This window comes from Gibbsiella quercinecans, assembly GCF_002291425.1.
GTDB classification, from domain to species: Bacteria; Pseudomonadota; Gammaproteobacteria; order Enterobacterales; family Enterobacteriaceae; genus Gibbsiella; species Gibbsiella quercinecans.
In genome coordinates, this window is record NZ_CP014136.1 from 4621210 (window position 1) to 4638925 (window position 17716).

The following is a 17716-nucleotide window of genomic DNA, read 5'->3' on the forward strand; positions in this document are numbered from 1 at the left end:
ATGGCTGGAAGCCACAGCTATGTAACTACCCTAAAAGGTTAAATGGAGATAACGATGTCCAAGATTTTGTGCGTATTGTATCCCGATCCTGTTACCGGTTTTCCGCCGGTTTATGCCCGCGACAGCATCCCTGATATCCGTTGCTATCCGAATGGCCAGACGGCGCCGACGCCGGCTGGCGAATTGGGCTTTACCCCCGGCGAGCTGGTCGGCAGCGTATCTGGGGAACTGGGATTACGTCGCTATCTGGAAAGTCAGGGCCATGAGTTGATTGTGACCAGTGACAAAGAAGGCGCGGATTCGGTATTTGAACGCCATTTGCCGGATGCCGATGTGGTCATTTCCCAGCCGTTTTGGCCGGCTTACTTGACCGCTGAACGCATTGCCAAAGCGAAGAGGCTTAAACTGGCGCTGACCGCCGGTATTGGTTCCGACCATGTCGATCTCAAGGCCGCCGCCGAACGCGGCATCACCGTGGCCGAGGTGACGTTCTCCAACTCCATCAGCGTGGCGGAGCATGTGGTGATGACGGTACTGGCCCTGGTGCGCAACTACCTGCCGGCGCATCAAATCGCCAACAACGGCGGTTGGAACATTGCGGACTGCGTGGCGCGCAGCTATGACGTGGAAGGGATGCATTTCGGCACGCTGGGCGCCGGGCGCATTGGGTTGGCGGTGCTGCGACGTTTAAAACCCTTTGATATGCCACTGCATTATTACGATCCGCACCGTTTGTCGGCGGAGTGCGAGAAGGAGCTGGGTTTAATTTACCACGATACGCCGGAGTCGCTGGTCAGCGTCTGCGATGTGGTTAACCTGCAGACGCCGCTTTACCCGGCAACCCAGGGGTTCGTCAATGCGGCCTTCCTGGCGAAGTTCAAGCGTGGCGCCTACCTGATCAATACCGCCCGCGGCGCGCTGTGTGAGCGCGATGCGATCGTCCACGCACTGGAAACCGGGCAGTTGGCGGGCTATGGCGGCGACGTGTGGTTTCCTCAACCGGCGCCGATCGACCATCCATGGCGGCGCATGCCGCATCAGGGCATGACGCCGCACATTTCCGGCACGTCACTGTCGGGGCAGGCGCGCTATGCGGCCGGGACGCTGGAAATTCTGCAGAACTTCCTGGAAGGCAAGCCGATCCGCCAAGAATACCTGATTGTTGATGGCGGCAATTTGGCGGGTGCCGGCGCCAACGCCTATAAATTGGCCTGACGGCAGCGCTGAACGGCGGCCAGCGGCCGCCGTTATTATTTGCGCGGCTCGCCCAAGGCCAGCGATTACCGCCAGGTTTCTGCCAATCCGGCGCACAAGGCGTATACTTGTTCCATCGTTTACTCTAATGGAAGGGGAGTCCCATGGTGTTCGCTATTCAGAAAGATGATGATGAAAGCAAAGAAACCGAACAAAACGCGTCCTCCGCGCTGATTCAGCAAAAAATGCTGGATTCACGCTCCATCATTATTTCCGGTGAAATCAACCAGGCATTGACCGAACGGGTGGTATCCCAGCTCCTGCTGTTGCAGGGGATCAGCAATGCGCCAATCAAAATCTACATTAACAGCCAGGGTGGGCATGTTGAGGCCGCCGATACGATCCACGACATGATCAAGTTCATCAAACCGGAAGTGCATATTATCGGCACCGGCTGGGTGGCCAGCGCCGGGATCACCATTTTTCTGGCTGCGCCCAAAGAGCGCCGCTACTCACTGCCTAACACGCGCTTTATGATCCATCAGCCGCTGGGCGGCGTGCGCGGCCAGGCCAGCGATATTGAAATCGAAGCGAAAGAAATTGTGCGCATGCTGGATCGGGTGAACAGATTAATTGCCGATGCCACCGGGCAACCGGTAGAGAAAGTAAAAAAAGACACCGATCGCAACTATTGGATGAACCCGCAGGAAGCGATTGATTACGGCATCGTCGGGCGCATGGTCACCCGCTATGACGAATTAAATCTGGCCTAAGCTGTATTCCGGAAACGTGGGGCGCAAGCCCTGCGTTGTTCAAATGCATTATTCCGCGCTTTTCACCGCCTTGCCCGGCAATCGGCATTGCGGCGCTGCTCAGGATTATTTTGCCGCCCCTGAAGGGAGCTACGCAAAATAATCCTCTACCTGCACAAGCATGCAAATCCCCAATAAACCTGCGCCATGTTAGCTTAACCCATACATTTTGACCTTCTGTTTACCGTGCCGGTAACCGAATAAAGGTAGTTAAAATAATGGGCAGCTATTTTTTCTCCAGTCCGCGTATTTATTTTGGCGAAGACGCTATTTCTTCATTAAATGATTTGAAGAATAAACGCGTTGGCATTGTTACCGATGATTTTATGGCGAAATCCGGCAAGACGGACTATCTGATGAGCTTCATGCCCGGTGCCGAGGTCATTATTTTCAGCGCAGTTAAGCCCGATCCCGACATTGATATTCTCAAGGCTGGCGCGGCGTTATTCGAACCCTTCAGGCCGGATGTTATCGTCGCCTTGGGCGGCGGCTCATCGCTGGATGCCGCCAAGGGGATTAAGGTGACGCTGGAAGAGTGCTACCGCGGCCAGCCGATTGAATTAATCGCTATCCCCACCACCAGCGGTTCAGGATCTGAAGTGACGGCCTACGCGATCATTTCCGATCCGCAAAATGGCCGGAAATACCCACTGATTGCCGATCAACTGGTGCCGGACAGCGCGATTCTTGATCCGCACCTGGTGCTGACGGTACCGCGCCAGGTGGCGGTGGATACCGGCATGGATGTGTTAACGCATGCGATTGAAGCGCTGGTTTCCAGCCGGGCGAATGATTTTAGCGATGCGCTGGCGGAAAAGGCCATTGCCCTGACCTGGGCGTATTTGCCCAAGGTATTTAACGACGAGACCGATATTCAGGCGCGCACGCATATGCACAATGCCTCCTGCATGGCGGGTATGGCATTCAATTGCGCCGGTTTAGGCCTGGTGCACGGCATGGCGCATGCGATCGGCGGTATGTTGCATATTCCCCATGGGAAAATTAATGCCATGTTATTGCCGCTGCTGATTGAATTTAATAGCGAAGCGGCAACGGAAATAACCATCGAACGTTATGCCCGCTGCGCCCAAATTATCGGGATAGCGAATACTCCGCCGCGCCAATGCATTACATCATTGGCGGAAAGCATCCGTGGATTAAATCAGCAGTTTGGTATACCCGCGACGTTACGCGAGCTGGGCACGGATCTCGCGCTATTCGAGCGTTTACGCCAGGCGTTGATTGATGCCGCGCTGGCGGATGGTTGCACGGCATCCAACCCGCGCCCGCCGTCGGCGCAAGATATTGATAGGTTGCTCACCCGGATTGCCGGGTAGCCAGGCCAGGGCGGTCTGCTTGCCCTCAAAGGGTAAAAAAGGCCGGTTGAAAGATAGAAACAACATCGCTTTGCTGAATAGCCAGAAAAGGCAGCGGGCGACAGTGCCACTATCCCATTTATTCATCAGGTCGATAATTTTATGCAAGATAGCCAACAGCAAGCCGAATGGATCACCCGGCAGATACTGGAAGAGCTGGCCACCGGGAAACGCCCGGCGCCGGTGCCGCACATGGGCGGTGTCCCGGTATTGGACATTCCGGTCGGCATTTCAAACCGCCACGTTCACCTGTGCCGGCAGGATATGGATGAGTTATTCGGCTACGGTTCCTCGCTGACGCGGTTAAAAGCGGTGAAGCAGCCCGGCCAGTTTGCCGCCGAACAGACGGTGACGCTGCGGGGCCCAAAGGGGGATATCGCCAATGTGCGGGTGCTGGGCCCGCTTCGCAGCGCAACACAGATTGAAATCTCGGTCGCTGACGGTTTCGCCCTGGGGGTGAAGGCGCCGGTCAGAATGTCTGGCGATATTGACGGTTCGCCGGGGATCGAAATCATCGGCCCACTGGGGCGCGTCATCAAACCCAACGGCATGATTGTCGCCTGGCGCCATATTCATATTTCACCGCAGGACGCGGAAAAATACGGTTTGCGTGATGGGATGGAGATCGCTGTGCAGGCCGAAGGGCAACGTGGCGGCATCTTGCGCCACGTTGTGGTGCGTGCCAGCGTCGATGCGGTGCTGGAACTGCATATCGATGTGGAAGAGGCCAACGGCTTCGGGCTGCGTAATGGCGATCGGGTGCGCCAGGTTCGGATCGCCTAAGCCGCCGTTGCCGCGAGGAATGGCCCGATTACGAGAGGGATTATGGACAGTCAGGCATTATCTCAACTGCTGGATACCATCATCGCTGAACTGGTGGCGCAAAAAAGGCCTGCCGCGCCGGCCGGGGATAAAGACGTGCGCGTGTTGATCACCGGTGACGATATGTCTGCCTTGCCCGCCACTCTTGGTTGCCTGGCTGCGCTGGCGCGCCGTGGCTATCCGCTGCGGGTGTATTTTTCCCACAGTGCCGGCCGTTCGGCGTTGAAAACCCAGTATATGCAGGCGATCACGCGCCAGTGCCCCGGCGCGGTCTGCCATGCGCTGCCGCCAGGCGATATGCAGGATACCCCTTATGGCTGCCTTTTTTTGCCGGCCTTGTCTGGCAACAGCATGAGCAAAATTGCGCTGGGTATCCGCGATAACATCGCCGGCGAATGGGTGTTTGATGCGCTGCGCCGGCAAAAGCAGGTGATTGTCACATTGAATAACGAATGTTTGGCCATGTCCGGGGGCGGCCTGGCCGCACCGTGGCTGGCCAGACTGGCATCCTATGCGCAGGCGCTGGCGAGCTATGGCATCGTTATTTCAGGGCGCAAGCCCGCCGTCCCACGCCTTGCCACCGGGCAGCCCGATGCCCACCGGCAGCCGCGGGCGAAAAAAACGCTGATTACCCTGCGTGATATTCGGCTGCATCCCACTGGGGAACCGCTTGCCGCCGACAGCAATACGCTGATTACCCCTGCCGCACTGGATGAAATCAGGCGGCGGCATATCTCCATTACGCAACGCTGATAAGGAGGGAACATGTACCTGGCAAAAGTGACCGGTGCGTTGGTTTCTACCACCAAGCATGCCTCACTCAACGGTTCGAAACTGCTCATCGTCGCCCGCCTTGATGAACATTTTTTACCCACCAGCAATGTGCAGGTGGCGGTGGATATCGTTGGCGCGGGCAATGGCGAAATTGTCATCGTCACCACCGGCAGCTCGGCGCGCTTTAGTAACGGCCGGGAGCATTCGGTGATTGATGCCGCCGTGGTCGGCATTGTGGATTCCCTTGAGTTGAATGGGAAATAACGCAGCTTATCGTCATGAGGAAACGCTTATGTCAGCGCCAGATCCTGCCCGGTATTCACCGATTGAACGCTGGGTTGATGCCGCCATTGCCCGGCAAATGCCGGAACCGGGGGCTGCGTTCAGCCTGCAGGATGCGGCGCATTTAGCCCTGTTCGCCCAACAAGAGGCCGATGCCTGCGGTGTGCCCATCGTGTTTAGCCTGGTAGATGGCAGCGGGCGCCAGCGCTATTTCTTCAGCATGGATCACGCGCTGTTGGTCAGCCACACCCTGGCCTTTCAAAAAGCCTATAGCGCGGTCGCGTTGAAAATGCCGACCCATGAGCTTGCCGCATTGGTGCAGCCCGGCGCCGTGCTCTACGGCTTGCCGCATCTGGCTGATATTTGCTGCATTGGTGGCGGGCTTCCTTTGTGGGCGCAAGGGCGCCTAATCGGCGGCATAGGCATCAGCGGCGGCACGGTTGAACAGGATTTGACGATCGCCCGTAACGTACTCCGGCGCTTTAGCACCACCTATTTTTCGCTTATCGCTTAGGCCGCGCATCGCCATCGCGTTCATCGGCGGCAGGCCGGCCAAATGCGTGGGTTTCTTTTCATTTTTCTTTAGGGGGCAGCATGTCCTTAACGTCGTTGGTGTTGGTGATTAACTGCGGTTCTTCCTCCATTAAGTTTTCGCTGATCCCGCTTGGGCAAGACGCGCCGGTTTTATCCGGCATTGCGGAAAGGCTGGGGCTGGATAATGCCGTGATGACCTTTAAGGATCGCGCAGGGAATAAAACGGCCGTGGTATTGGAGGCGGCCAATCACCGCGCGGCGCTAAAAGCGTTATTTGATAAATTAGCGCAGCAACGCCTGTTGCCGGCTATCCACGCTATTGGTCACCGGGTCGCCCATGGCGGCAACGGCTTTAAACATTCGGTGTTGCTGAATGCTGAGGTGGTCGAGAAGATCAGGGCGCTTTCGGTATTGGCGCCGTTGCATAACCCCGCCAACCTGCTGGGGATTGAGGCCGCTATCGCGCTGTTCCCGGCGTTGCCGCAGGTGGCGGTCTTCGACACCGCGTTCCACCAGACATTGCCGCCGGAAGCCTACACCTATGCCATCCCGTTGGAATATCAGCAGCGCTATCAGGTGCGGCGTTATGGCTTTCACGGTACCTCGCATCGCTATATCGCCGGCGTGGCTGCTGCTACCTTTAATTTGGATCCGGACGACCACGGCATTCTCATCGCCCATCTGGGGAATGGTTCGTCGGTGTGCGCGGTAAAAGATGGCAAAAGCGTTGATACCTCAATGGGGATGACGCCGCTGGAAGGGCTGGTGATGGGGACCCGCTGCGGCGATCTGGACTTTGGCGCCGCCGCCTATATTGCCAAATGCACCCGACAATCGATCGAATCGCTGTACCACATGGTCAATACGCAGTCCGGCCTGTATGGGATTTCTGGTATTTCCAGCGACTGCCGTACGCTGCAAGAAGCGCGCAGCCAGGGCAACCCGCGCGCAGCGCTGGCGATTGATGTGATGGTGCACCGCCTGGCCAGGCACATCGGTGCGCACCTTACCTCGCTCAAGCAGCTCAACGCGTTGGTGTTCACTGGCGGCATTGGCGAAAATTCGGCGTTGATTCGCGCGCTGACCGTCAGAAAGCTGGCCGTGCTGGGGCTGCGGCTTGATGCGGAAAAAAATGAACAAACCTGCGGCGGGCGCAGCGGGGTGATTTCTCCGCCGGGCGCACCGATTGTCGCGGTCATTCCTACCAATGAAGAAAAAATGATTGCCCATGATGCGGCGGCGCTGTCCCAGGCCGTTTTGTTAAAAGCCTGAATATATATCGCTATACTCGTCATACTTAAAGTTGCAGGTGTGTTGGCTTTTCTGCAGCTCGAATTATTTAGAGTAAAAAATTTAATAAAAAATGCGAGGGAGGTAACAAAAATAACCGCTAAATTCACCGTATTGAACAGTTTATTTTAGGTGTCTAATAACGCGTTATTATTTCCGGCCACGTTTTTAACCACAGGTGGATTTTGTTGTCCGGTTTACGGGCGATATAACAAGAAAGTCCCGCTGGCGGGCAAAACATTTCCGTTAAATAGCCATAACATTAACTTGTATGAATATATTACGCACATCGGCGATGCGTTATTGCTTTGTGCACCTTTACTCTCTATCGGAATTATCGAGGTCGTTATGCAACAAGAAGCATTAGGAATGGTTGAAACAAAAGGTTTGGTCTCCGCAATTGAAGCCGCTGACACCATGGTGAAATCCGCCAATGTGACCTTGGTTGGCTATGAAAAAATCGGTTCCGGCCTGGTAACGGTAATGGTGCGCGGCGATGTGGGCGCGGTTAAAGCGGCCACTGATGCAGGCTCTGCGGCGGCGGGGAAAGTGGGCGAATTGGTCTCCGTACACGTTATTCCGCGCCCGCATATCGAAGTGGAAAAAATTCTGCCAAAAGCCGTCGGTTAATAACTACAGAGGATACTGACCATGAGAGATAATCTTGTTGAGCAGATTATATCTGAAGTGATGACAAAACAGACCGACGCTCCCACCAAAGGCTCGACCGCGGCTTCGTTCATGGGCTGCGGCCTGACTGAATTTGTCGGTACTGCAATCGGCCATACCATTGGTCTGGTCATTGCGAACGTCGATAATCAGCTGCATGAAATTATGAATATCGACAAGAAATATCGCTCTATCGGTATTCTTGGTGCGCGCACGGGCGCCGGGCCGCATATTTTTGCCGCCGATGAAGCGATTAAAGCGACCAACAGTGAAATATTGGTCATCGAACTGGCCCGTGATACGGAAGGGGGCGGTGGGCATGGTTGTTTGATTATCTTCGGGGCGGAAGATGTTTCCGACGTTCGGCGCGCCATTGAGGTTGCGCTGTCCGAAATTGAACGCACGATGGGCGACGTTTATGGTTCGCCCGCCGGCCACCTTGAGTTTCAATACACTGCCCGCGCCAGCTACGCGCTGAATAAAGCCTTCGGCGCGCCGGTCGGTAAGTCTTTCGGCATGACCTGCGCCTCCCCGGCGGCGATCGGCGTGGTGATTGCGGATACGGCGGCAAAATCCGCGGTGATAGAGCCGATTGGCTATGCCAGCCCAAGTAAAGGCACCAGTTTCAGCAATGAAGTGATTTTTACCTTTGCCGGGGATTCCGGCGCCGTTCGCCAGGCGGTGATTGCGGCCCGTGACGTTGGGATGCAGCTCCTGGCCACGTTAGATCCAGCAGAAATCAAATCCACCACAACGCCCTATATTTGAAACCCTCGGATGGCGAAGCGTGCGTGCGGTGTGGGTAAGGAATCGAAAAGATGAATGATATTGAAATAGCTCAAGCGGTATCGAATGTGCTGAGCAAATACACGAAAGCGGCGCCTGCCGCTGCCATGGCGCCAACCGCAGCGCCGGCGAGCGCCCAGCCGGCGGTGTTGGCCGGCCTGGATGATATCGTGGCCCAGGCGCTGGCGCAGCAGGTGCAACCGGCGCCCGCGGCGGGCAACGGGGTGTTCGCCAGCATGGATCAGGCCATTGCCGCAGCGGTTGCCGCGCAGGTCCAGTATCGTTATTGCTCAATGCAGGATCGCACTGCGTTTATCAACGGCATTCGCAGCGTTTTTCTTCAGGATGAGGTTCTGCAAACCATCTCCCGCATGGCGGTGGAAGAAACCGGCATGGGGAACTACCAGGATAAGCTGATCAAAAACCGCATGGCTGCGCTGAAGACGCCCGGGCTGGAAGATTTGGCCACCAGCGCCTGCAGTGGGGACAGCGGGTTAACCCTGGTGGAATATTCCGCCTACGGCGTGATTGGTTCGATCACCCCGACGACCAACCCGACCGAAACCATTATCAACAACAGTATCGGTATGCTGGCGGCGGGAAATACCGTGATATTCAGCCCCCATCCGCGTTCAAGAAAAGTGTCTTTATATGCGGTGGAACTGATCAACGACAAGCTGGCGCAACTGGGCGCGCCGGCCAATTTGGTCGTCACGGTGGCGCAGCCTTCGATTGACAACACCAATGCGCTGATTAGCGATCCACGCATCAATATGCTGGTGGCGACCGGCGGCCCGGCGATCGTGAAAACGGTGATGTCGTCGGGCAAAAAAGCCATCGGTGCCGGCGCCGGCAATCCACCGGTGGTGGTGGATGAAACGGCCGATATTGAAAAAGCCGCCCGGGATATCATCAAGGGCTGCAGCTTTGATAACAACCTGCCGTGCGTAGCGGAAAAAGAAGTGATTGTCGTGAACCAGGTCGCCGATTACCTGATCCATTGCATGAAAAAGAGCGGCGGTTACTTGTTGTGCGATAAAGCGCTGATTCAGCAACTGCAACGCCTGGTGATGAATGAAAAGGGCAATGGGCCGAATACCGCGTTTGTCGGGAAAGATGCCGGCTATCTACTCCAGCAGATCGGCATCGCCGCGCCGCCGGAGGTTAAGGTGATTGTCATCGAAACCGAGAAAACGCACCCCTTCGTGGTGCATGAGCTCATGATGCCGGTGCTGCCTGTGGTGCGCGTGGAGAACGTGGATGAGGCGATCGAACTGGCGGTGCAGGTTGAGCACGGCAATCGCCATACCGCCATTATGCACTCTACCAACGTCGACAAACTGACCAAAATGGCGCGGCAGATCCAAACCACCATTTTCGTCAAGAATGGCCCTTCGTATGCGGGGCTGGGGGTCGGGGGCGAAGGGCATACCACGTTTACCATTGCTGGCCCCACCGGCGAAGGGCTCACGTCGGCGCGCAATTTTGCCAGAAAGCGGCACTGCATCATGGTTGAAGCGCTGAATATTCGCTAACGCTCGGCGGGGGCATAGCCAGATGAAAAAACGCATCATTAATGCGCCGGCGCCGGAAGTGTTGGCCATGTTAAAACGCCGGATGCCGGGGGAATTTCGTTCGCGGCTGGATTTGATTCGAATTGATGCGATTGGCCTGATTATGCTGCCGGTGCCTGACCTGTATTTCTATGCCGATATGGCCAGTAAAAGTGCGCACGTTGTGGTGTCGGAGATCTTCGGCAGTTGCCCGCAGCATGTGACCACCCTGGCTATTTTCGGCGAAGTCGCCGCCGTCAATGAAGCCATGCGAACCATTGAGGATGATGACAGCCACTTCTGAGAACCTAATGATGAAAAGAATCTTATTGCTCGCAGGCGACTTTTCCGAGGACTACGAAGTCATGGTGCCGTGGCAGGCATTAAGCATGTTGGGTTTCAGAGTGGATGTGGTGTGCCCGGGGAAAAGAGTCGGGGAGTTTATTAAAACCGCCGTGCATGATTTTGAAGGCGACCAGACTTACAGCGAAAAACCCGGCCACTTATTCCGGCTAACGGCCTCTTTTGATGAAGTAAAATTACAAGATTACTGTGGGGTTTATATTTCGGGTGGGCGTTCATCGGAATATCTTCGGCTGAATAAATCCGTCTTGAATATTGTCCACTATGCAATGAACTTCTCATTACCGTTAGCCGTAATATGCCACGGGCCGCAAATATTAGCCGCCGCCGGCGTGCTGCAAGGAAAAACCTTAACGGGATTTTTCACAGTAAAACCTGAAATAGAGTTGGCGGGTGGCATCTGGATGAATGCGGCTGATGATGAAGCGGTTATTGACGGCAATTTAATTACCGCAACCACCTGGATGGGGCACCCGGCAATACTGCGCCAGTTTATTACTCTGCTAGGCGTGAACATTATCCATAAGCACCCTGCACTGCCGCAAGGTTAACAAAATTAATTTTCGGGAGTTATTGTATGTTAGAGAAAGGTTTTACTCATCCGACCGATCGTGTTGTAAAGCTCAAGAATATGATCCTGCATGCTAAACCGTATGTTGAATCAGAGCGCGCAGTGCTGGCGACAGAGGCTTATAAGGCATCTGAAGCGCTACCGGCAATCATGCGCCGGGCGAAAGTGGTCGAAAAGATCTTTAGCGAATTGCCGGTGACTATTCGGCCTGACGAACTTATCGTCGGTGCGGTTACCATTAACCCACGCTCAACAGAAATCTGCCCAGAGTTCTCCTTCGACTGGGTGGCGAAAGAATTTAGCACCATGGGTTCACGCGTGGCCGATCCTTTCATTATTCCAGAGAAAACGGTGCAGGAACTGCAGGCGGCATTTAACTATTGGCCGGGTAAAACCACCAGTTCGTTGGCCGCATCGTATATGTCTGAAGGCACCAAAGAGAGTATGGCCAACGGCGTGTTTACCGTGGGCAACTACTTTTATGGCGGCGTCGGCCACGTCAGCGTGGACTACGGCAAGGTGCTGAAAATCGGCTTCCGCGGCATTATCAATGCCGCCACCAAAGCGCTGGAGCAGCTTGATAGAAGCTCCTCCGGCTATATCAAGAAAGAGCAGTTCTACCACGCCGTTATTATCAGCTATAACGCCGCCATTAAATTTGCGCAGCGTTATGCCCAACAGGCGGCGCAGTTGGCCCAGCAAGAGAGCAACCCGGCGCGCAAACGCGAACTGGAGCAAATCGCGCAAAACTGCAGCCGCGTGCCGGAATTCGGCGCCACTACCTTCTGGGAAGCCTGCCAGGCATTCTGGTTTGTTCAGTGCATGCTGCAAATTGAATCCAGCGGCCATTCCATCTCGCCCGGGCGCTTCGACCAATATATGTATCCTTATCTGGCGGCGGATAAATCCATCTCGAAAGAGTTCGCACAGGAGCTGGTGGACTGCTGCTGGATCAAACTCAACGACATTAACAAAACGCGTGATGAAATTTCGGCCCAGGCGTTTGCCGGCTATGCCGTATTCCAGAACCTGTGTGTTGGCGGGCAGACGGAAGATGGCCTCGATGCCACCAACGATCTGAGCTACATGTGCATGGAGGCGACGGCGCATGTGCGCCTGCCGCAGCCTTCATTCTCTATTCGCGTCTGGCAGGGCACGCCGGATGAATTCCTGTATCGCGCGTGCGAACTGGTGCGTTTGGGGCTGGGCGTGCCAGCGATGTATAACGACGAAGTGATTATTCCGGCGCTGCAAAACCGCGGCGTATCGCTGCATGACGCCCGTGATTACTGCATTATCGGCTGCGTGGAGCCGCAGGCGCCGCATCGCACGGAGGGCTGGCATGACGCCGCGTTCTTTAATGTGGCTAAGGTGCTGGAGATTACGCTGAACAACGGCAAGGCGGGGAATAAACAGATCGGCCCGGCCACCGGCGATATGACGCAGTACACCAGTATGGATGATTTCTATACGGCCTTCCGTCAACAAATGGCGCATTTTGTGCACCAACTGGTGGAAGCCTGTAACAGCGTCGACATCGCCCACGGCGAACGTTGCCCGCTGCCGTTTCTCTCGGCCCTGGTGGATGATTGTATCGGCCGCGGTAAATCGTTGCAGGAAGGGGGCGCGATTTATAACTTCACCGGCCCGCAGGCGTTTGGCGTCGCCGACACGGGCGATTCGGTGTATGCGATACAAAAACAGGTGTTTGAAGACCGCAAAGTGACGCTTGATGAGCTGAAAAGCGCGCTGGATACCAATTATGGCTATCCGATCGGCGGCGCGCCGCATGCGGCGGCAGGCAAAGCCGCACTGGGCGAACAGGATATTTATGCGGTAGTGAAACGCATCATCGATCAGCACGGCGCGTTGGATCCTGCCGCGATCAAAAAAGAGGTCTACCGCCAGCTTTCCATTGATGGCGCATCACCATCCCCGGCGGGTGCGGGCAACGGCACGCGTTACGCAGAGATCCGCCGCATCATGGAAGACACGCCGTGCTTCGGTAACGATATTGACGATGTCGATTTTGTTGCCCGCCAGTGTGCGCTGATTTACTGCCAGGAAGTGGAGAAATACACCAACCCACGCGGGGGGCAGTTCCAGGCGGGGATTTACCCGGTGTCCGCCAACGTGCTGTTCGGTAAAGATGTGGGGGCGCTGCCTGATGGCCGTCTGGCCAAAGCGCCGTTGGCGGATGGGGTGTCACCGCGCCAGGGCAAGGATATCCTGGGGCCATCGGCTGCGGCAAACTCGGTAGCCAAGCTCGATCACTTTATCGCTTCGAACGGGACGCTGTATAACCAAAAATTCCTGCCTTCATCACTGGCCGGGGAGAGTGGTTTGCGTAACTTTAGCGGCCTGGTGCGCAGCTATTTTGATAAAAAGGGCATGCATGTGCAGTTCAACGTTATCGACCGTAATGCCCTGATCGAAGCACAGAAAAACCCCGAGCAGCATCAGGATCTGGTGGTGCGCGTTGCGGGCTATAGCGCGCAGTTCGTGGTGCTGGCGAAAGACGTTCAGGACGACATTATCAGCCGTACTGAACATCACTTCTGATGCGTAGTCAGTAAAACGGCGCGTGCGCTGATGGATTCGCTAACCGGCCCAGGACGGGCCGAATAACAGCATGCCCTGCGGCTTGTCACCGTTAATCGCGGTGGTATTACCAGCATTAAATTCGTGCGCTCGCCGTCTTGGCTATTTTATTGGCGGCGAATTGGCATCTAAATATCTTGCGGGTAATTTCCGTGTATTTATTCCCCGCAATGTTTATTAAGAGCAATGTTATGAATAAAGTTCAGTACGATACTGAAGGCGTTTTATTTAACATTCAACGTTATTCTTTACACGATGGCCCCGGGATACGCACAATTCCTTTCCTAAAAGGCTGCCCGCTGGCCTGTAAATGGTGTAGTAATCCTGAATCGCAACGGCCGCAGCCTGAATTAATCTACAAAAAAAATGACTGTATCCATTGTGGCAAATGCATTGAGGTTTGTCCGCAGCAGGCGCTTTCAGTCAATAATCTTTTCTTTGTTGATCGTGAACGCTGTATTCAGTGCGGCAAATGCACCCAGATTTGCCCAACGCATGCGCTGGAAATGAAAGGCAAACGCATGACGGTGGCGGAGGTGATGCGCGAGCTGCAAAAAGAGGAGAATCTTTATCGCCGTTCCGGCGGCGGGGTGACGCTTTCCGGCGGTGAACCGCTGGCGCAGCCAGAGTTTGCGCGTGAACTGCTGAAGGCCTGCAAAGAGAAAGGCTGGCATACCGCCATCGAAACCACCGGGTTCACAACCCGGGAAGTGATTGAAGATGTTTTCCCGTATGTCGATCTTGCCCTGACGGATATCAAGGCGATTAACCCCGCGGTGCACCAATGCAATACCGGCGTGGATAACAGCCGGATTCTGGAAAACCTCATCCGCATTTCGCTGATCACCAAAGTGATTGTACGCATTCCAGTGGTGCCTGGGGTAAACGATAATCCCGAAGAAATTCACAGCATCGCTGAATTTGCACGGTTAATGCAAAATGTCGATACCCTCCATTTGTTGCCGTATCACGCGTTTGGTGAAAATAAATATGGCCTGCTGGGGCGGGAATATCCCATGGGGGATGCACAGAAGACCGATGATAAAAAAATGGCGCTATTAAAAAAAGAAGTTGAGTCTTTAGGGTTTAAATGCCAGATCGGTGGCTGAGTCTATACCCATAATAATATGCATTTCGGCCAGCGGTAACCCTATTTTCTTTCGTAGACATCTTATTTCTTCCAATAATTAAAGAGGTAAGCTATATGAATAGCTTCGATATATTAGTCGCATTTGGCGGCGGGGTTTTTGGCGCCGCCGTGGGGGCGCTGGCCGCGTTTGAATTTGTTGGGATACTGGTCATTGTGATGGCTATTGTTCAAATTATTACCGGCGCACCTTCAGAATTTATTTTATTTCCGTTCGGTTTTTTTGGCCCGCATACCGGCGGGTTTGCTGCCGGCGTTGCGGCGACGGCCTATGCGGCAAAGAAAGGCATGCTCAGCTCCGGGCGTGATATTACTGCGGGGCTAAGTGGTTTGGGCGCATACGACGTATTATTGATTGGCGGAATATTTGGCGTACTGGGCTATGCGATTGCCTGGGGGTTAAATCAGATCCCTGCCTTTGCGCCGGGCTACGCCTGGACGGATACCGTTGCATTAACCGTGGTGATCTCCGGTATGGTGGTGCGCCTGGCCTTTGGTAAAACGGGGCTGTTGGGCAAACCGGAGCTGGGGATCCGCCATTGCTACCCGCCGCAGGACAAATGCTGGATGCCGTACCACAGCCGTATTCCGCAGTTGTCGGTGCTCGGCGTGGGCATAGGGCTGATGGCGGGGTATCTCGGCCACAAGTTCGGCGGGGATGGGGCGCTGCTGGCGTTCGGCCTCTCGGCATTTTCGCTGATTTTTTTGCACTTTAATACCCAGGTGCCGGTATCACATCATATTGCGTTGCCTGCCGCCTTGGCCGCGATGTTCTCGCAAAGCCTGATTTGGGCCGCGATAGTCGGGCTGCTGTGCGCCCTGTTGGGGGAGTTCGTCTCGCGCGTATTTCTGGTGCATGGCGATACCCATATCGATCCGCCCGCGATGACCATTGCGATCATGACCACTCTGGTTAACCTGTTGGCGATGCTTGGGTTCTTCACGCTATTGCCTTTGCTGTAACGGCACCGCCGGCAGGTTCTCTGCCGGCCTCTCTCTTTTTTTTCTTCTTGATAATCAATAGCAAGAAAAACCCCGCCAGCTTTGCGGGTGGCGGGGAAAGGTTAAATGTGCTGGTTCTTGCCTGGGGTTATTTGTTGCCGCCTTTTTTTGCTGTAGGGCGCGTGTTTTTCTTCACGCCATCCGGTTCTGGCTCAGCGGCTGGTGGTTCTACGGCCGGCGGTGCCTCTGCTGCAGTGGGTTGGGGAGTTGCTTCCACGCTTTCCAGGCAGGATGTTGCCAGATCAGGCTCAACGTTGACCACGGGGATCTTATCGCTTGCGGGGGTTGCCGGCGCCTGTTGCGCGGGCGCTTGGCCGATCGTTTCGGCCGAGTGAACCAGGCTGGCAATATGTTGCGCCGTACGGGCAATAACCCTGTGGCCATAAACCTGGCCAACCTTGCCGGCGGCCACGATCGCCGCAGCCACGGCGGCGTTGATTGCGCCAACTTCGCCTTCCAGTTTGACCGTCACCAGGCCGCCGCCTTTGGTGAGTTCATAACCCACCAGGCTGACATTCGCGGATTTTACGGCGGCGTCCGCCGCTGCTATTGCCGCGGCCAGGCCGACGGTTTCAATCAAACCTAAACTTTGCCCGGTCATAACCTTCTCCTGTTGATGTATTCATGATGTGGCATCTCTGGCCGCCCCAGCCTGGCGGCGTATAACCCGTTATCGTTGGGCGTCTTCACGTAATATTTCTGCCTTATCCGTCTTTTCCCAGGGAAATATTTCCCGGCCAAAATGCCCGTAGCAAGCCGTTTGGCGATAGCGGGGCGCCAACAGATCCAGCATCTGGATCATGCCGAAAACGCTAAGATCAAAATGCCGATAGACCAACTGCTGCAATTTCTCTGCGGGCAGTTTGCCGCTGCCGAAAGTCTCCACGCTCAGCGCCACCGGGTGCGGCACGCCAATAGCCCAGGCAAGCTGGATTTCACAGTGCGAAGCCAGCCCGGCGGCGACGATATTTTTTGCCACATAGCGTGCGGCGTAGGCGGCCGAACGATCAACCTTGGAGGGATCCTTGCCTGAAAATGCGCCGCCGCCGTGGTGGGCAGCACCGCCGTAGGTGTCGACAATAATTTTTCTGCCGGTCAGGCCGCAGTCCGCAACCGGGCCACCGATGATAAATTGCCCGGCGGGGTTAACCAGCAGGCGGGTGGCTGGGGTTAGCCAATGGGAGGGAATAACGGGCTTGATAATCTCTTCGACGACCGCTTCGCGCAGCGCTGCCAGCGAAATATCGGCACAGTGCTGTGTGGAAACCACGATGGCATCGGCGTATTGCACGTTACGTTGGTGATAGCGCAACGTCACCTGGCTTTTGGCATCGGGCAACAGAAACGGCAGGCGCCGCGATTTGCGCAGTAACGCCTGGCGTTCCATCAGGCGGTGGGCGTATATCAGCGGCGCCGGCATATATTCCGCTGTTTCATTACAGGCGTAACCAAAGGTTATGCCCTGGTCGCCGGCGCCCAGGTGCTGCGGGGATTCGCCGCGGGTGCCTTGCGCGATATCGCCAGACTGTTTGCCCAGGATATTCAACACGCCGCAGGTGAGTGCATCAAAGCCCACGCCGCAACCCACGTAGCCAATATCTCTGATCGTGTTGCGGACGATCTGTTCAATATCCACGGTGGCATGGGTGGATATTTCACCGGCTACAACAGCGACGCCGGTTTTGAGCAGGCATTCACAGGCGACTTTGGCCCAGGGATCCTGCAACAGGATGGCGTCCAGTATTGCATCCGCAATCTGGTCGGCCATTTTGTCCGGGTGCCCTTCGGCCACCGATTCTGAGGTAAACAGAGAGTCATTCACGCCAACGCCGCTTGTTATAATGGTTTGATCCAATTATATAAATAAGCGTAAAGCGTTAGCGTGAACTATATTGCCTGCATGGTGGACTTTTTTGTTTTCCCTCCTGGCATTGGTACAA

The 17716-nt window shown here is 55.4% G+C and carries 18 protein-coding genes; 16 read left to right on the forward strand and 2 right to left on the reverse strand.

The features are described from left to right. The first annotated feature begins 54 nt into the window (after nucleotides 1–54). The 16 genes from ACN28Q_RS21065 (at nucleotide 55) to ACN28Q_RS21140 (ending at nucleotide 15737) form a co-directional block, all read left to right on the forward strand. Entirely contained in the window at nucleotides 55–1215 is a 1161-nt protein-coding gene (locus tag ACN28Q_RS21065) for an NAD-dependent formate dehydrogenase (RefSeq protein WP_095848131.1), read from the forward strand. A 143-nt stretch (nucleotides 1216–1358) separates the two neighbouring features. Then, entirely contained in the window at nucleotides 1359–1967 is a 609-nt protein-coding gene (locus tag ACN28Q_RS21070) for an ATP-dependent Clp protease proteolytic subunit (protein ID WP_095848132.1), read from the forward strand. 257 nt (nucleotides 1968–2224) lie between these two features. Further along, on the forward strand, nucleotides 2225–3343 hold the full coding sequence (locus tag ACN28Q_RS21075) for a 1-propanol dehydrogenase PduQ (protein WP_095848133.1): 1119 nt from the start codon (nucleotides 2225–2227) through the stop codon (nucleotides 3341–3343). Between the two features lie 141 nt (nucleotides 3344–3484). Continuing rightward, complete coding sequence (gene pduL, locus ACN28Q_RS21080) at nucleotides 3485–4165, forward strand: phosphate propanoyltransferase (RefSeq protein ID WP_095848134.1); 681 nt, start codon at nucleotides 3485–3487, stop codon at nucleotides 4163–4165. 42 nt (nucleotides 4166–4207) lie between these two features. Continuing rightward, the gene (locus ACN28Q_RS21085; RefSeq protein ID WP_095848135.1) at nucleotides 4208–4957 is read left to right on the forward strand and encodes a flavoprotein; all 750 of its coding nucleotides are present in this window, start codon (nucleotides 4208–4210) and stop codon (nucleotides 4955–4957) included. Nucleotides 4958–4969: 12 nt separating this feature from the next. Continuing rightward, a complete protein-coding gene (locus ACN28Q_RS21090) occupies nucleotides 4970–5242 on the forward strand; it encodes a EutN/CcmL family microcompartment protein (RefSeq protein ID WP_095848136.1) in 273 nt (90 codons plus the stop codon). Between the two features lie 28 nt (nucleotides 5243–5270). Beyond that, complete coding sequence (locus ACN28Q_RS21095; protein WP_095848137.1) at nucleotides 5271–5774, forward strand: GlcG/HbpS family heme-binding protein; 504 nt, start codon at nucleotides 5271–5273, stop codon at nucleotides 5772–5774. Nucleotides 5775–5854: 80 nt separating this feature from the next. Then, nucleotides 5855–7066 (forward strand): propionate kinase, encoded by a 1212-nt coding sequence (tdcD, locus tag ACN28Q_RS21100; protein ID WP_095848138.1) that lies wholly within the window; start codon nucleotides 5855–5857, stop codon nucleotides 7064–7066. 366 nt (nucleotides 7067–7432) lie between these two features. Then, entirely contained in the window at nucleotides 7433–7714 is a 282-nt protein-coding gene (gene grpH / locus ACN28Q_RS21105; RefSeq protein ID WP_002438304.1) for a propanediol utilization system shell hexameric protein GrpH, read from the forward strand. A 21-nt stretch (nucleotides 7715–7735) separates the two neighbouring features. Then, the gene (pduB, locus tag ACN28Q_RS21110) at nucleotides 7736–8521 is read left to right on the forward strand and encodes a propanediol utilization microcompartment protein PduB (protein ID WP_095848139.1); all 786 of its coding nucleotides are present in this window, start codon (nucleotides 7736–7738) and stop codon (nucleotides 8519–8521) included. A 50-nt stretch (nucleotides 8522–8571) separates the two neighbouring features. Beyond that, nucleotides 8572–10074 (forward strand): aldehyde dehydrogenase family protein, encoded by a 1503-nt coding sequence (locus ACN28Q_RS21115; RefSeq protein WP_095848140.1) that lies wholly within the window; start codon nucleotides 8572–8574, stop codon nucleotides 10072–10074. Between the two features lie 22 nt (nucleotides 10075–10096). Further along, nucleotides 10097–10396, forward strand: a complete 300-nt coding sequence (locus ACN28Q_RS21120) for a BMC domain-containing protein (RefSeq protein WP_095848141.1) — start codon at nucleotides 10097–10099, stop codon at nucleotides 10394–10396. Nucleotides 10397–10406: 10 nt separating this feature from the next. Then, complete coding sequence (locus tag ACN28Q_RS21125) at nucleotides 10407–11006, forward strand: DJ-1/PfpI family protein (protein ID WP_095849131.1); 600 nt, start codon at nucleotides 10407–10409, stop codon at nucleotides 11004–11006. Between the two features lie 26 nt (nucleotides 11007–11032). Further along, entirely contained in the window at nucleotides 11033–13588 is a 2556-nt protein-coding gene (gene grpM, locus ACN28Q_RS21130; protein ID WP_095848142.1) for a glycyl radical diol dehydratase GrpM, read from the forward strand. 230 nt (nucleotides 13589–13818) lie between these two features. Then, a complete protein-coding gene (locus tag ACN28Q_RS21135; protein ID WP_095848143.1) occupies nucleotides 13819–14736 on the forward strand; it encodes a glycyl-radical enzyme activating protein in 918 nt (305 codons plus the stop codon). Between the two features lie 95 nt (nucleotides 14737–14831). After that, nucleotides 14832–15737 carry a DUF7973 family transport facilitator gene (locus tag ACN28Q_RS21140; RefSeq protein WP_095848144.1) on the forward strand — a complete coding sequence of 302 codons (906 nt, stop codon included), beginning with the start codon at nucleotides 14832–14834 and terminating at the stop codon, nucleotides 15735–15737. Nucleotides 15738–15864: 127 nt separating this feature from the next. On the opposite strand, the gene ACN28Q_RS21145 is transcribed toward ACN28Q_RS21140, so the two are convergent. After that, nucleotides 15865–16377: a BMC domain-containing protein gene (locus tag ACN28Q_RS21145; RefSeq protein ID WP_095848145.1), complete on the reverse strand. Its 513-nt coding sequence runs from the start codon at nucleotides 16375–16377 to the stop codon at nucleotides 15865–15867. Between the two features lie 69 nt (nucleotides 16378–16446). After that, entirely contained in the window at nucleotides 16447–17598 is a 1152-nt protein-coding gene (metK, locus tag ACN28Q_RS21150) for a methionine adenosyltransferase (RefSeq protein WP_095848146.1), read from the reverse strand. Between the last annotated feature and the right edge of the window lie 118 nt (nucleotides 17599–17716).